Origin of the sequence: Streptomyces sp. NBC_00554 (assembly GCF_041431135.1) — a bacterium.
GTDB lineage: Bacteria > Actinomycetota > Actinomycetes > Streptomycetales > Streptomycetaceae > Streptomyces.
The window spans coordinates 3,621,434-3,635,383 of the sequence record NZ_CP107799.1; the positions used below are offsets into that span (position 1 = coordinate 3,621,434).

Sequence of the window (13,950 nt, forward strand, 5' to 3'; positions counted from 1 at the left end):
CGCTGCTCGACGCCACACCGAACTCCGCGCCCCTCATCCCCACCGCCTCTCGCCGCAGCTTCAGTTGCCGCCCCACCGCACTCCAGAAACCCATGCTCCGGTGCCGTGGGTGGTCTTCCCCAAGAAACACGAGAGGGAAAGAAACCGACCAAACCCCACCCCTCCCTCCCGCCCGTGGCGCAGCGTCACCCTCGCGAGTGAACATCACCAACTCAGCTGGATTTCGGCCTGGTTGCTTGCCTTACGCTCGCCGCAACACAAACGCAGACATACAACGGCCCTCGCCGGGACTGCAATCCCAATGCGAGGGCCTCACCACCAAGGAAGAAAGCCGCTTCCCGATGGATACGCAAAACCTTAGCGCGCCCTCGCGCGCCCAGTCCGGTATCGCGGGCAAAAACCACCCCCGCACGGGCGGGCTCGACCACGATCACACCCGCCACTCCACCCGCTTCACGGTGGTCGGCAACCACCTCGTCCAGCACGCGGAGCTGTCTCTCCTCGCGATCGGGCTGGCCTGCCACATCCAGTCTCTCCCCAAGCGCGCCCGCGTCGACATCAAGACCCTCGCCGCCCGCTTCCCCGAGGGCACGACCCGTATCGCCGCCGCCCTGCGCGAGTTGGAGGCCCACGGCTACCTGCGCCGCGAACGCCAACGCGTCCCCGGCGGCCGCATCGTCAGCCGCACGATCTCCTGCAACCAGCCCGGACGACGGAACCATGACGAGCCCGACCACACCCCGGCCCCGGCGAAGAAGCCCCGCCCGACCCGCAAGAAACCTCTCCCCGCCGTCCCGCAGCCGTCGTACCCCTCCCCCACCCTCCTCCAGCAGGCCACCGACCTCCTCGCCGGCCTCCGCCGCGAGGACCCCCGCCTGCTCCTCACGACCAACGACACCAGCCACCTGGCCCCCGGCGTCGCCGCCTGGCTGGAACGCGACCTCACCCCCACCGCCGTACGCCAAGCCCTGACCACGGATCTCCCGGACCCCCTGTGCCGCCCGGCAGCCCTCCTGGCCCACCGCCTGACCACCCAGCTGCCACCGCCACCCCCGTTCCGAGCCCCCTCATCACCACCACCCGTCCGACACCCGCTCCGGAACTGCGACGACTGCGACCGCGCCTTCCGAGGCCCGGAACCAGGCCGCTGCCGCGACTGCCGTGACCGAATCCCCGCAGTGACCATCTGACCGCCGGCTGCGGTGCCCAGAACGAGAGACCCCGACACGACCATGGCCAGTCCTCAGCACGTGTTCTCTGCCCACTCCCGTCGGCAGCCCGGCCGGATACCCTGGCCCGAGCGCCCACAGGAGGACACGATGAGCACCCAGTCCGAACACGGACACGAGCTGATCCCCCGTCCAGAACTGACGCCGGATGCCCTCCGTGCGGCCCTCGCCGTGGTCGCCCCGGGACGTCTCGACGAGATGCAGGCCATGAAGGACGAGGCCTTCGCCAAGGCTGTCGAGTGGCAGTCCCTCAGCCCGGTGCAGAGCTGGGTGCTGATCTGGGCCAAGGAGATCGAGATCGCCCGTCGCCCGGACCTGACCGCCCGCTACGACCAGGCGCAGAAGGACCTGGAGCACGAGGATCCGGCCATCGCGCAGGAAGCTCTTCGCGAGCTGAGCGCGGTCCTCGAAGAGGCCCTGAAGGCAGTTCGCGAGTGAGTTGGAAATGGGAGTACGCCTTCGGGGCCGAAGAAACCGCGCGCGCCGCTCCGGCAGACTTCCTGGCCACTGTTTCCTGCAGGGCCGACGAACTGGTCAGGGCGGCCGAAGCTCTTCACGTCCGCGGCCGCGCCCATGAGGGCATCGACCCGAAAGGCGGCGAGATCATCGTCTCCGGCGGCTGGTTCAGGTACCAGGTCGTCGTGCGGAGCGAACGCGTCTACGTCGTCCAGATCACCTACCTGGGATTCTGAGCCTCTGACGACGCCTGAGCCGCCGGGCCGGTGAGGGGGCCACCGCCACCTCACCGGCCCGAGCAAGCCGCCGTACCCCTACACGAACAAACTCAACACCGCCGCCACCGCGAACCCCGCCACCGACAGCACCGACTCCAGGACCGTCCAGGACTTCAGGGTGTCGCGCTCGCTGATGCCGAAGTACTTCGCCACCATCCAGAAGCCGCCGTCGTTGACGTGCGAGGCGAAGATCGAGCCTGCCGAGATCGCCATGATGACGAGGGCGACGAAGGCCTGGGAGTGGTCGCCCTCGGCGAGGAGGGGGGCGACGATGCCGGCCGTGGTGACGATGGCGACGGTGGCCGAGCCCTGGGCGACGCGCAGGACGACGGAGATCAGGTAGGAGAGGACGAGGACCGGCAGGCCGACGTCGTTGAAGGTGTCCGAGAGGGCCTGGGCGACACCGCTGGCCTTCAGTACGGCGCCGAAGATGCCGCCCGCGCCGACCACGAGCAGGATGTTGCCGACCGGCTTGAGGGATGAAGTCGACACCGTTTCAAGGGACTTGCGGGACCAGCCGCGCCGGATGCCGAGCAGGTAGTACGCCAGGAGCAGGGCGATGGTCAGGGCCACGAACGGGCTGCCGAAGAACTCGATCACCGAGCGGGTGGTGGAGGGGTCGAGCGCGATCGAGGAGAACGTCGCCGCCAGGATCAGCACCAGCGGCGTACCGATGATGCCGATGACGGTGCCGAGGGGGACCGGGCTCTCGCGCGGCTCGACGCCGGACGCCCGCTGCTCCTCCCGTACGGCCAGCTTGGCTTCCGCCGCGGCCTCGACCATGTCCTGCGGTACGGCGACGAAGATCCGCTTGCCGATCCAGGCGGCGTAGACCCAGGCGGCGGCCACGGCGGGGAGTCCGCAGACCACGCCCATGAGGATGACCCAGCCGAGATCCACGTGCAGGAGTCCGGCGGCGGCCACCGGGCCCGGGTGCGGCGGCAGGAACGCGTGCGTCACGGACAGACCCGCGAGCAGCGGCAGGCAGTACAGCAGGATCGACTTGCCGGAGCGCTTGGCGGCGGCGTACACGATCGGCGCGAGGACGAAGATGCCGACGTCGAAGAAGACCGGGATGCCGAAGATCAGGCCGGTGAGGCCCATCGCGAGCGGGGCCCGCTTCTCGCCGAACAGCCCGAGCAGCCGGGACGCCAACACCTCGGCGCCGCCGCTGACTTCGAGGATCGCGCCGAGCATCGTGCCCAGGCCGATGATGATCGCGACATGGCCGAGGATGCCGCCCATGCCGGACTCGATGACCGAGACGGCCGTGGATCTCTGGACGGTGCCGAAGAGTTCCGTGACCGACAGCCCGGCCGAGAGGCCGACGGCTATGGAGACGGCGAGCAGCGCGACGAAGGGCTGGAGCCGCAGCTTGATGATGAGGACGAGCAGGAGGGCGATGCCGAGGGCGGCGACCGTGAGCAGTCCGGCGGTGCCGTCGATGAGGAGGAGCAGGCCGCCGGTGTGGGGTGGGGTCTCGGGGACGGGGGCTGTCGCTGCGAGCGGATAGGAGAGCAAGGGGGACCTCTTCTTAAGTGCATAGAGCTTTCGGGCGTGGGGGATCGCGGCACGGCGCCCAAGGGATGACGGGCGCCGCACCGTGACGACGTACGGGGTGCGGGAGAGGTGGGGAGAGGAGCGTCAGCCGAGTACGGCCAGCGCGTCGATCTCGATGAGGAGTCCGGCCGGCAGACCGACGTAGACCGTCGTGCGGGCGGCGGGGGGCGCGGTGAGGCCCTGCTCCTCGAAGTAGGTGTTGTAGATGCCGTTCATCTCGGCGAAGTGGTCGACGTCGGTGAGGTAGACGCGGATCATCATCACGTCGTCCCAGCTCGCGCCGCCCTCTTCGAGGATCGCCTTGACGTTGGCGAGGGTCTGGAGGGTCTGCTCGCGCAGCGCCGGACCTGCGGTCGTGGGCGGCTGGCCCTCGACGGCCGGGAGGAAGCCGACCTGCCCGGCGACCTGGAGGATGTTCCCCTTCCGCACGCCGTGCGAGAACTTGGCGGGCGGGGTGGCGTGGGTCTTGGGGGTGAGGGCGATCTTGTCGGTCATGCCGTGCTCATTCCTTCGGGGCAGCTGGGGCGGCTTCTCTGGCGGTGGGCTTACCTGAGTACTCGCGGCTGATGGTGTCCGCCGTACGGCGCACCAGCGGGAGCAGGGTGAGGAGTTCGTCGGCGGTGACGACGACGTTGGGTGCGGAGACGGACATTGCGGCGACGACCCGTCCGTCGGTTCCGCGGATGGGGGCGCCCACGCAGTTGATGGACTCCTCGTGACCACCGAGGTCGGTGGCCCAGCCCTGTTCGCGCACCGTGGCCAGCTCCTTGAGGAAGGCGGGGGCGTTGGGGATCGAACGGGCCGTGTACATGGGGTAGTCGAGCTTGTCGGCGAGCGCGCGCCGCTCGGGCTCGGGCAGATCGGCGAGGAGCAGCTTCGCGACGGCGGCGACGGTGATGGCGACGGGCTTCCCGATCCGCGAGTACATCCGCACCGGGTACCGGCTCTCCACCTTGTCGATGTAGAGGACCTCCTTCTCCTCGTACACCGCGAGGTGGACGGTGTGCCCGCACTGCTCGTTCAGCCGTACGAGGTGGGGGTGGGCGATCTCCCGGATGTCCAGGTTCTCCACCGCCTCCTGGGCGAGGGCGAAGAGGCGGGCGCCGAGGCGGTAGCGCTGGTCGGACTGGCGGTAGACGAGCCCGTGCTCGTGCAGCGTGCGCAGGAGGCGGAGCGCCGTGGACTTGTGCACGCCGAGCCGGTCGGCGACCTGCCCGAGGTCGGCGGGGCCCTCGGCGAGCAGCGGCAGGATGCTCAGCGCTCGGTCGACGGTCTGGCTCATGGGGTACGTACCTCCTCGTCGGCCCGCGTGACGGCTTCGGTCCAGCCGGGGCCGAGTCGAAGTGTCCCCCACGCCTCGTCGTCCAGAGCGGCCAGCCGGTCGGCGTGGTCGCGGGAGGGAGGCGCGGCCAGGTCACCCGGGACGGTGAGGGCGGCCGCCGCCATGAGGTGGCCGTGCCGGAGCCGGTCCCTGGCGGGGAGCCCGCGCAGGGTCGCGGAGAGGAACCCGGCGGCGAAGGCGTCACCGGCGCCGACGGCCGCGACGACGTCGACGTGGACGGAGGGCGCGAACGTTGCCCGGTCGCCGTCGAAGAGGGTGGCGCCCCGGACACCCTGCTTCACGACCAGAGTCCGGGGTTCGGGCAGCGCGGCGCGGATCGCGGCCGGGCCGCCGGTGACACCCCAGGCGGTCTCGGCCTCGTCCTCGCCGACGAAGACGAGGTCGCTGCCGCGGGCCAGTTCCAGGAGGACGGGACCCGATTCCTGGCGGTCCCAGAGGTTCACCCGGTGGTTGATGTCGAACGAGACGAGGGGTTGGCCGGGGCGCTGGGAGGTCAGCTCCCGCAGCAGGGCCAGGCAGTCGTCGGACAGCGCGGCCGTGATGCCGGAGAGATGCAGCACACGGCCGGACCGGACGGCGTCCAGGTCCATGTTGTCCACGGTCATCGCGGAGGCGGCGGATCCGGCCCGGTAGTACGCCACCTCGTGCGCGTCGGTCGCCCGGTCGCCCGCCGTGCGGAAGTAGATGCCGGTCGGACGCGCGGGATCCCGTCGTACGGCGGAGGTGTCCACGCCGTACGAGGCGATCGCCTCCACCAGGTGATCGCCGAACCCGTCCGCGCCGACCCTGCTGACCCACTGCACGGAGTGACCGGTGGCGGCGAGCACACACGCCACGTTCGACTCCGCGCCGCCGATCCCCCGCTCGAACGACGGGACATCGGCCAGGCGCCCCGGCCCGGACGGCAGGAACGTGACCATGGACTCGCCGAGTGCTACGACGTCGAAGGCGGTCACGATGGCTGGGGCCCCTTGCTCTCTCGGGCAACGGCATCGGCACCGTTGACCCTGCGTTGGCTGGGATGTTAGACAGCAGTAAGCGACATACGCAATGAGCGTTGCATATACTGCAACGCACCTCATCAGGAAATCCGGGAGGCCCCATGGGCGCCGACACCGCCGCAGCACAGCTGGCCGCTCTCACTGCGGACCGCGTCGACCACCGCTTCAAGGGCCTCCCCCCGGACGCCCAGGGCCTGACCGTCGGCGAACTGGCCGCCCAGCGCCGCAACCTCTTCACCGACGGCTTCACCACCCCCGTCCTCGCCCTCTCCGCCGAGCGCCTGGACCACAACCTCGCGCTCATGGAGACCTACGCCACCCGTCACGGCCTCGCCTTCGCCCCGCACGGCAAGACCTCGATGGCCCCGCAGCTGTTCTGGAAGCAGATCGAGCACGGCGCCTGGGGTATCACCCTCGCGGTCCCCCACCAGGTGCGCGTGGCAAGGGAGTTCGGCATCGACCGGATCTTCCTCGCGAACGAACTCGTCGACGCACCGGCCCTGCGCCACATCGCCTCCGAACTGGCGGCGGACCCGGACTTCCGCTTCATCTGCTACGTCGACTCCGTACGCGGCGTGGAGCTGATGGACGCCGCGCTCTTCGGAGCCCCCCGCCCCGTGGACGTCGTCGTAGAACTCGCCGCCGGTGAGGGCGCCCGTACCGGCGTCCGTACGGAGGCGGAGTGCGCGGCGGTCGCCGACGCGGTGGCCGGGACGGCGACGCTGCGGCTGGTCGGCGTCGCGGGCTACGAGGGCGAGGTCCCGCAGGCCGACCCCGAGCGCGTGCACGCGTGGCTGCGCCGGCTCACCTCGCTGGCGGCGGACTTCGACAAGGCGGGCCGGTTCACGGGCCTCGACGAGATCGTCGTCAGCGCGGGCGGCAGCGCCTGGTTCGACGCGGTGGCGGACGTGTTCGCGGAGATGCCCGAACTCTCCCTCCCCGTACTGAAGTTGCTCCGCTCCGGCGCGTACGTCTCGCACGACGACGGCCACTACCGCAAGCTCACCCCCTTCACCCGCGTCCCCGAGGAGGGCGCCCTGCACCCCGCCTTCCGGCTGTGGGCCCAGGTCGTCTCCCGGCCCTCCCCCGACCAGGCCTTCGTCAACGCGGGCAAGCGGGACGCCGCGTACGACCTCGATCTGCCGGAGGCCCAGGTGGTCCGCCGCGACGGCACCGAGCGCCCGGCCACCGGCGTCACGGTCAGCGGGCTCTCCGACCAGCACGGCTGGCTCCGCACGGCCCCGGAGGCGGACGTCCAGGTCGGCGACTGGCTGGGCATGGGCCTGTCCCACCCCTGCACGTCCTTCGACAAGTGGCAGCTGATCCCGCTCGTCGAGGCGGACGGCACGGTCGTCGACTACATCCGCACCTTCTTCTAGGAGAGCAGGAGACAGCTGTGATGGACCTCGTCATCCGCGACGCGGAAGTCGTCGACGGCACCGGAGAGCCCTCCTACCGCGCCGACGTGGGCATCGAGAACGGCGTGATCACCACCGTGGTCAAGGAGGCCGCGGCGGCCGGCTGCCAGCGTCCCGTGGCCCGCCGCGTCCTGGACGCCGAAGGCCTGGCGCTGGCCCCCGGTTTCATCGACATGCACGCGCACAGCGACCTCGCGCTGCTCCGGGACCCGGACCACAGCGCGAAGGCCGCGCAGGGGGTGACCCTCGAAGTCATCGGCCAGGACGGCCTGTCGTACGCCCCGGTCGACGACCGTACGCTCGCCGAGGTCCGCCGGACGATCACCGGCTGGAACGGCCACGGCGACGACATCGACTTCACCTGGCGCTCGGTCGGCGAGTACCTGGACCGGCTCGACCACGGCTTCGACGGCGAGGGCATCGCGGTGAACGCCGCCTACCTCATCCCCCAGGGCACCGTGCGGATGCTCGCCGTCGGCTGGGAGGACCGCGAGGCGACACCCCAGGAGCTGGACCGCATGCGGGAGTTGGTGGCCACCGGAATGCGCGAGGGCGCCGTCGGCATGTCCTCCGGCCTGACGTACACCCCCGGCATGTACGCCAAGGACGCCGAACTCACCGAACTGTGCCGGGTGGTGGCCGAGCACGGCGGCTACTACTGCCCGCACCACCGCTCCTACGGTGCGGGCGCCCTGGAGGCGTACGAGGAGATGGTGGCCCTCACCCGCGAGGCCGGCTGCCCGCTCCACCTCGCGCACGCCACGATGAACTTCGGCGTGAACGAGGGCAGGGCCCCGGACCTCCTCGCCCTCCTGGACAAGGCGCTCGCGGAGGGCGCCGACATCACCCTCGACACGTATCCCTACACCCCCGGCTGCACCACCCTCGTGGCGATGCTGCCGAGTTGGGCGAGCGAGGGCGGCCCGGAGTCGATCCTCGCCCGCCTGCGGGACGACACCACGGCGGAACGCATCCGGCACCACATGGAGGTCGTGGGCGCCGACGGCTGCCACGGCGTCCCCATCGAGTGGGACACGATCGAGATCTCGGGAGTGACCGACCCCGCCCTCGCGCCGTACGTCGGCCGCACGGTCCAGGCCTCCGCCGACCAGCGCGGCGAGGCCCCCTGGACGACCGCCCGCCGCCTCCTCCTCGACGACGGCCTCGGCCCGACGATCCTCCAGCACGTCGGCCACGAGGAGAACGTCCGCACGATCATGCGGCACCCCGTGCACACCGGCGGTTCCGACGGCATCCTGCGCGGCGACAAGCCGCACCCGCGCGCGTACGGCACCTTCCCTCGCTATCTGGGCCACTACGTAAGGGAGTTGGGCGTCCTCTCGCTGGAGGAGTGCATCGCCCACCTCACCGGGCGGGCCGCCGCCCGGCTGCGGCTGCCGGACCGCGGGCTCGTCCGCGAGGGCTACCGCGCCGACCTGGTCCTCTTCGACCCGGCCACGGTCGCGGCGGGTTCCACCTTCGAGAACCCGCGCACGCTCCCGACCGGCATCCCGCACGTGCTGATCGACGGCCGGTTCGTCATCGAGGACGGCCGGCGTACGGACGTACTGGCCGGGCGGGCGGTCCGTCGCAGTCCCGTGTGACGGACCGCCCGCCCATGCCTTACGGCTTCGGCAGAGTGCACCCGCTCGCGCTCAGGTTGAGCTGGTTGCCCGTCGTGAAGCAGGCCGGGATCAGGTAGGTCTCCTGGGCGTAGTTGATGCCCTCGCGGACGGTCACGTTGCCGCTCTCGTCGACCTCGCAGGGGTTGTTCACCGTGCAGGTCCCGCCGTCCTCGTTGCCGGTGTTGTTGACGGCGACGACGTTCCCGGTGGACTGGTCGATCACCGGTGAGCCCGAGGTGCCGCCGATGGTCTGGCAGGCAGAGGTGTAACGGACCGAGTCCTTCCAGGTCCAGTCACCCTCCTCCAGCCGGTACACGAACCCGTCGATGTTGCAGTTGTAGAGCGTCTTCCAGTAACCGGACGCCACGGTGATGGCGGTGCCGGCGGTCGGGTGTGTGTTCTGCACGGTCAGCGCGGAGATCCCGTACGAGCTCTTGATCGTCGCGTACGTGCTGGTGAGCTGGTAGATCGAGACGTCCGTGTCGGTCATCGTCCCGTAGGCGAGCTTGCTGGCGCGCAGGGTCGCGACCCGGGTGCCGGCGGAGTTGAGCAGCCCGAAGGTGCGGCTGGAGGCCTGGTTGACGAGCACCTCGCCCGGCTCCGGGAAGCCGGTCGACAGGCAGTGGCCGTTGGAGAGCACCAGCGCCGGGTCGGTGTCCAGGGAGTTCGGAAAGCGGACGACCGAGCCGGAACAGTTGCTGAGCGCGACGGTGCCGGCGAGGTTGACGGCCTGGATCGTGGGCGCGGCGGCTTCGGTGGTCGCGGCCACGGTCTCCGGCGCGGGTGCCGGTGCCGGTGCCGCGACCGCTGGTACCGCGCCCGCCCCGGCGATCACCAGGGCGAAGAGCGCGGCAACGAGAGGCTTTCTCATGTGGGGTCCCCTCTTGCGACGTGAGTGACCGAAGGTTTTCCGGTCACCTTCTGTTTTGTCATGCGCATTGTGAGGGGGTGGGCGGGAGGGGACAAGGAGTTGTTTCCGGCCGCTGGTTCAAGCCGTGCGCTCAAGAGGCCGCGCCCGGGGGCTACTTGGGCCGCTTGCTCGCTCCCTGGCCCTGGCCGGGGTTGCCGTTGCCGTTGCCCTGGCCCGGGTCGGCCGTGGCGGTGGCTGTCCCCGTCGCCGCCGAAGAGGTCCCTGTGGTGGGAGCCTCGGACGCCGATCCGCTGGCGCCCGGGGAGGCGCCGGGCGCGCTCGCCGACGTATCGGACGGGTCGGGCGACGGATCCGGCGACGACGACGCTCCGGCGCTCGGGACGGAACCGTCCGTGGATGCAGTCGTGCCCGTGGCGGGTTCCGCGGGCGAGGTCGCCTCACGGACGCGGTCGCCCGGAGCCGTTGACGACCCGGAGTCGAACAATCCGGAGACTGTCACGACTACGAGGACGGCACACGCGGCGCCGCCGGCCACCGCCGCCCGGCGCAGCAGCCGGGCACGGCGACGGCGCAGCAGTCGGTCCTGGCGTGCCGAGGTGTCGGCGGGGACGGCGGCCAGCGGGGTGGTGTCGGCGTCGTCGCCGACGTGCACGTCCTCCCAGCCGTGGGCCGCCGCCGGATCCGCGTACGCCTCGTAGGCCGGGGGCGCCTCGTCGTCGTTCTGCGGGAGGTACACCCTCGGCGGGGCTTCGGGCTCGCCGTTCTGCTGGGACATGGGGGCGGATTGTAGAGACTGCGAGGGGTCTGGGGACAGCGACGGGAGAAAGGCGAACAAATCGTCCCGTCTCACGTGGTGGAAAACACGCCCCGCCCGGCGTTACCCGGCCGTAAGCTCACGGACATGCAGGTGATCCAGTCGACCAAGCTCGCCAATGTCTGTTACGAGATCCGGGGCCCGGTGCTCGAGGAGGCGATGCGGCTGGAAGCGGCAGGGCATCGGATCCTCAAGCTGAATACGGGGAATCCGGCGGCGTTCGGGTTCGAGTGCCCGCCCGAGATCCTCGAGGACATCCTGCGGAACGTGTCTTCGGCGCACGGGTACGGCGACGCGAAGGGGCTGCTCGCGGCGCGCCGGGCCGTCGTGATGCACAACCAGACCCTCGGCATCGAGACGGACGTCGAGCACGTCTTCATCGGCAACGGCGTGTCCGAGCTGATCGTGATGGCGATGCAGGGGCTGCTCGACGACGGCGACGAGGTGCTCGTACCGGCGCCGGACTATCCGCTGTGGACGGCGGCCGTGTCACTGTCCGGCGGAACGGCCGTGCACTACCGCTGCGACGAGCAGTCCGACTGGATGCCCGACCTCGCGGACGTGGAACGGAAGGTCACCGACCGCACCAAGGCCATCGTGATCATCAACCCGAACAATCCGACGGGCGCGGTGTACGACGATGCGATGCTGCGCGGGCTGACCGACATCGCCCGCCGCCACAACCTGCTGGTCTGCTCGGACGAGATCTACGACAAGATCCTCTACGACGGTGTCACGCACACGTCGACCGCCAAGATCGCCCCCGATCTGCTCACGCTCACCTTCAACGGGATGTCGAAGGCGTATCGCGTGGCGGGTTACCGGGTCGGCTGGATGGCCATCTCCGGGCCGCGCGCGCACGCCGACTCCTATATCGAGGGGCTGACGATCCTCGCGAACATGCGGCTGTGCGCGAACATGCCGGGTCAGCACGGGGTGGTCGCCGCGCTGAGCGGGCGGCAGACCATCAACGACCTGGTCCTGCCCGGCGGGCGGCTGAAGGAGCAGCGGGATGTGGCGTACGAGCTGCTGACGCAGATCCCCGGCGTGAGCTGTGTGAAGCCGAAGGGGGCGCTGTATCTCTTCCCGCGGCTGGACCCGAAGGTGTTCAAGGTCAAGGACGACCGGCAGATGGTCCTCGACCTGCTGCGCCGCGAGAAGATCATGGTGGTTCAGGGGACGGGCTTCAACTGGCCCGAGCCGGACCACTTCCGGGTGGTCACCCTGCCGACGGTCGGGGATCTGACGGACGCGGTGACGCGGATCGGCAACTTCCTGGACGGCTACGGCCAGCACTGACACTCACGCTGTGTGTGCGCTTTGACCGGTTCTGCGATCCCGCTCAACTTTAGACGGAATCCAAGCTAGGATGGGATCCTGTCAGAGCACAGGAGGCCGTCCCATGTACGAACCGATCCGCACCAAGTCGGTCCACACGACGGCCGGCGCCACCTCCGACTTTCCCCATCGGTCGCGCGAGGAGGAGCTGGACATCCAGCTGGCCGGTCATCTCGCGGCGCTGCTCGCGGTGACCGACGAGATCCGTGCGATCGCGCCGTCCGGCGATCTGGACGCGGCGGGTGAGCGGCTCACCGCGCAGGTGGCCCGGCTGCGGGACGGGGTGGCGCCGGTGCGGTCGTCGGTGGCCGACGCCCTTCACGAGCCGCGGCTCCTCTCCCTCCACCAGCGCGCGCACGCCCTCGCGGGCCGCGCCCTCGTCGTCGCGGCGTCCCGCGCCGACACCGCCGCCGCGATACTCGCCGCCGAGCGCATGGACGCCCACGCGTCCGCCACCGCCCCGGCATCTCTCGCGGCCCACTGAGCCTCCGCGCTCCCCTCATACGGCCCCGGTCCGCGCGCACCGCAGCGACGTGCGGACCGGGTGCCACAGCACTGCGTTCGCTGTCGCGGGGGTTTCGCTTGCCCCCGTTTTGGAGGACCCCGGCGTTTTCGGTGGGCTGCGGTTACTCGGCACCGCCGTCAAACGCCATCGTGGCTGAGCGCCGCTGCGGCGGAAGGAACTGGCCCGACCGGCGCTGGTCGGGCCAGTTCCTTCCGCCGCGGCGGCGCCCCGCCCCCACCGCACCCTTCGGCGGTGCCGAGCCGGTGCAGCCCTCGCGCAGCGAGACGCCCGGTGCAACGGCGGGAACCGGACAGCCCCGTGCAGTGGACCCCCGTAGCGGCACCCCCCGTTCCGGTTGCGTACCGGGACCCCGTCGTCACCCCGTGTTCACCCCGCGCCGGGGGGAATGTTGGAGTCCGGGAGCACGCTCTCGGGTGTGAGACGCATCGTAGGAATCGTCCTGGCGGTGCTGCTGATCGGCGGAGTGGTAGCAGCCGTCGTCGCAGGCCGCGATGGTCAGGACAAGGGCACGGCAACGAAGACCGTGCAAGGAGTGATCGGATCGGAGAAGGCGGAGTTCTTCGCCGATCCCGACGTGGTGAAGGCCCTCGCTGCCAAGGGCTACACCGTGAAGACGGAGACCTCCGGGTCCTGGGCCATGGAGGGCCTGGACCTCAAGGGGTACGACTTCGCCTTCCCTTCCAGCCAGGCGCCGGCGGATGAGCTGGCCGACAAGTACCACGCACAGAAGCCGCTCCCCCGGCCCTTCTACTCGCCCCTCGTCGTCGTGGCCCACCGCAACGCCGCCGAGGTCCTGGAGAAGAACGGCCTCGCGGTGCTCGACAAGGCCACCGGCACCCTCAAGATGTCCGCCTACCTCAAGGCGGCCGAGCAGGACCGGACTTGGCAGGAACTCAAGGGTTCCGAGAAGTACGGCGAGCTGACCGGCACGCTCTTCATCGCCACCACCGACCCCGAGACCTCCAACTCCGGCGCCCTCTACCTCGCCGCCGCCTCGTACGTCGCCGACGGCGGACGCGTGGCCGCGGACAACGCCGCCGTGACCCGCACCGCGCCCCTGATGCACAAGCTGATCAGCGTCCAGGGCGCTCAACAGAGCAGTACGGACGCCACGTTCAGGGACTTCATCAGCGGGGCCGGCAACCCGCTCGTCCTCGCCTACGAGTCCCAGGTCGCCTCGCTGCTCGTCCAGGGCCAGGAGGTCGGCGACCTCGCCGTCCTCTACCCGGACACCACGGCGAACAGCGACCACACCGTCGTACCGCTCACTCCTGAGGGCCGTGCGCTCGGCGAACTCCTCAGCACCGACCCGACCTTGCGCAAGCTCGCCGTCCGGCACGGGTTCCGGCCGCAGGGCGCGAGCACGGAGTTCACCGAGGCGACCGCCGCCCAGACCAGGTACATCAATCAGAAGCTGACCGGCGTCCGGCAGGCGCCCGTGCCCGCCTCCAAGGTGCTGCACGAGATGGCACTCCGGGCCCGGAAGTAGGGG

General features: G+C 70.4%; 14 protein-coding genes. 8 read left to right on the forward strand and 6 right to left on the reverse strand.

From position 1 onward, the window contains the following. Positions 1-341: 341 nt before the first annotated feature. From OG266_RS15590 to OG266_RS15600, 3 genes are all read left to right on the forward strand, one after another. Positions 342-1,190: a helix-turn-helix domain-containing protein gene (locus OG266_RS15590; protein WP_371546247.1), complete on the forward strand. Its 849-nt coding sequence runs from the start codon at positions 342-344 to the stop codon at positions 1,188-1,190. Between the two features lie 129 nt (positions 1,191-1,319). Continuing rightward, a complete protein-coding gene (locus tag OG266_RS15595; protein WP_266455063.1) occupies positions 1,320-1,667 on the forward strand; it encodes a hypothetical protein in 348 nt (115 codons plus the stop codon). Then, positions 1,664-1,921 (forward strand): hypothetical protein, encoded by a 258-nt coding sequence (locus OG266_RS15600; protein WP_371546249.1) that lies wholly within the window; start codon positions 1,664-1,666, stop codon positions 1,919-1,921. Before OG266_RS15595 ends, OG266_RS15600 begins: the two co-directional genes overlap by 4 nt. A 78-nt stretch (positions 1,922-1,999) precedes the next feature. Here the strand turns inward: OG266_RS15600 and OG266_RS15605 are convergent, their stop codons facing one another. From OG266_RS15605 to OG266_RS15620, 4 genes are all read right to left on the reverse strand, one after another. Continuing rightward, positions 2,000-3,484, reverse strand: coding sequence for a GntP family permease (locus OG266_RS15605; RefSeq protein ID WP_371546251.1), 1,485 nt, complete (start codon positions 3,482-3,484; stop codon positions 2,000-2,002). Positions 3,485-3,607: 123 nt separating this feature from the next. After that, entirely contained in the window at positions 3,608-4,018 is a 411-nt protein-coding gene (locus OG266_RS15610; protein ID WP_371546253.1) for a RidA family protein, read from the reverse strand. 7 nt (positions 4,019-4,025) lie between these two features. Then, a complete protein-coding gene (locus tag OG266_RS15615; protein ID WP_371546255.1) occupies positions 4,026-4,805 on the reverse strand; it encodes an IclR family transcriptional regulator in 780 nt (259 codons plus the stop codon). After that, complete coding sequence (locus OG266_RS15620; RefSeq protein ID WP_371546257.1) at positions 4,802-5,821, reverse strand: sugar kinase; 1,020 nt, start codon at positions 5,819-5,821, stop codon at positions 4,802-4,804. The genes OG266_RS15615 and OG266_RS15620 overlap by 4 nt, the downstream gene beginning before the upstream one ends. Positions 5,822-5,967: 146 nt before the next feature. Here OG266_RS15620 and OG266_RS15625 point away from each other — a divergent pair, with 146 nt between their 5' ends. After that, positions 5,968-7,245, forward strand: coding sequence for an amino acid deaminase (locus OG266_RS15625; RefSeq protein WP_371546258.1), 1,278 nt, complete (start codon positions 5,968-5,970; stop codon positions 7,243-7,245). Between the two features lie 20 nt (positions 7,246-7,265). Beyond that, positions 7,266-8,888: an amidohydrolase family protein gene (locus OG266_RS15630; RefSeq protein ID WP_371546260.1), complete on the forward strand. Its 1,623-nt coding sequence runs from the start codon at positions 7,266-7,268 to the stop codon at positions 8,886-8,888. Positions 8,889-8,907: 19 nt separating this feature from the next. Here OG266_RS15630 and OG266_RS15635 read toward each other — a convergent pair whose 3' ends face one another. Both OG266_RS15635 and OG266_RS15640 read right to left on the reverse strand, forming a co-directional pair. Continuing rightward, positions 8,908-9,780: a serine protease gene (locus OG266_RS15635; protein ID WP_266455087.1), complete on the reverse strand. Its 873-nt coding sequence runs from the start codon at positions 9,778-9,780 to the stop codon at positions 8,908-8,910. Between the two features lie 151 nt (positions 9,781-9,931). Then, positions 9,932-10,555, reverse strand: a complete 624-nt coding sequence (locus OG266_RS15640; RefSeq protein ID WP_371546262.1) for a hypothetical protein — start codon at positions 10,553-10,555, stop codon at positions 9,932-9,934. A gap of 126 nt (positions 10,556-10,681) precedes the next feature. Between OG266_RS15640 and OG266_RS15645 the strand changes: the two genes are divergently transcribed. The 3 genes from OG266_RS15645 to OG266_RS15655 all read left to right on the forward strand — a co-directional run bounded on the left by OG266_RS15645 (position 10,682) and on the right by OG266_RS15655 (position 13,947). Then, a complete protein-coding gene (locus OG266_RS15645; protein ID WP_266455093.1) occupies positions 10,682-11,893 on the forward strand; it encodes a pyridoxal phosphate-dependent aminotransferase in 1,212 nt (403 codons plus the stop codon). Positions 11,894-11,996: 103 nt separating this feature from the next. Continuing rightward, on the forward strand, positions 11,997-12,416 hold the full coding sequence (locus OG266_RS15650; RefSeq protein WP_371546265.1) for a hypothetical protein: 420 nt from the start codon (positions 11,997-11,999) through the stop codon (positions 12,414-12,416). Between the two features lie 457 nt (positions 12,417-12,873). Beyond that, a complete protein-coding gene (locus OG266_RS15655; RefSeq protein WP_371546267.1) occupies positions 12,874-13,947 on the forward strand; it encodes a hypothetical protein in 1,074 nt (357 codons plus the stop codon). Positions 13,948-13,950: the final 3 nt, after the last annotated feature.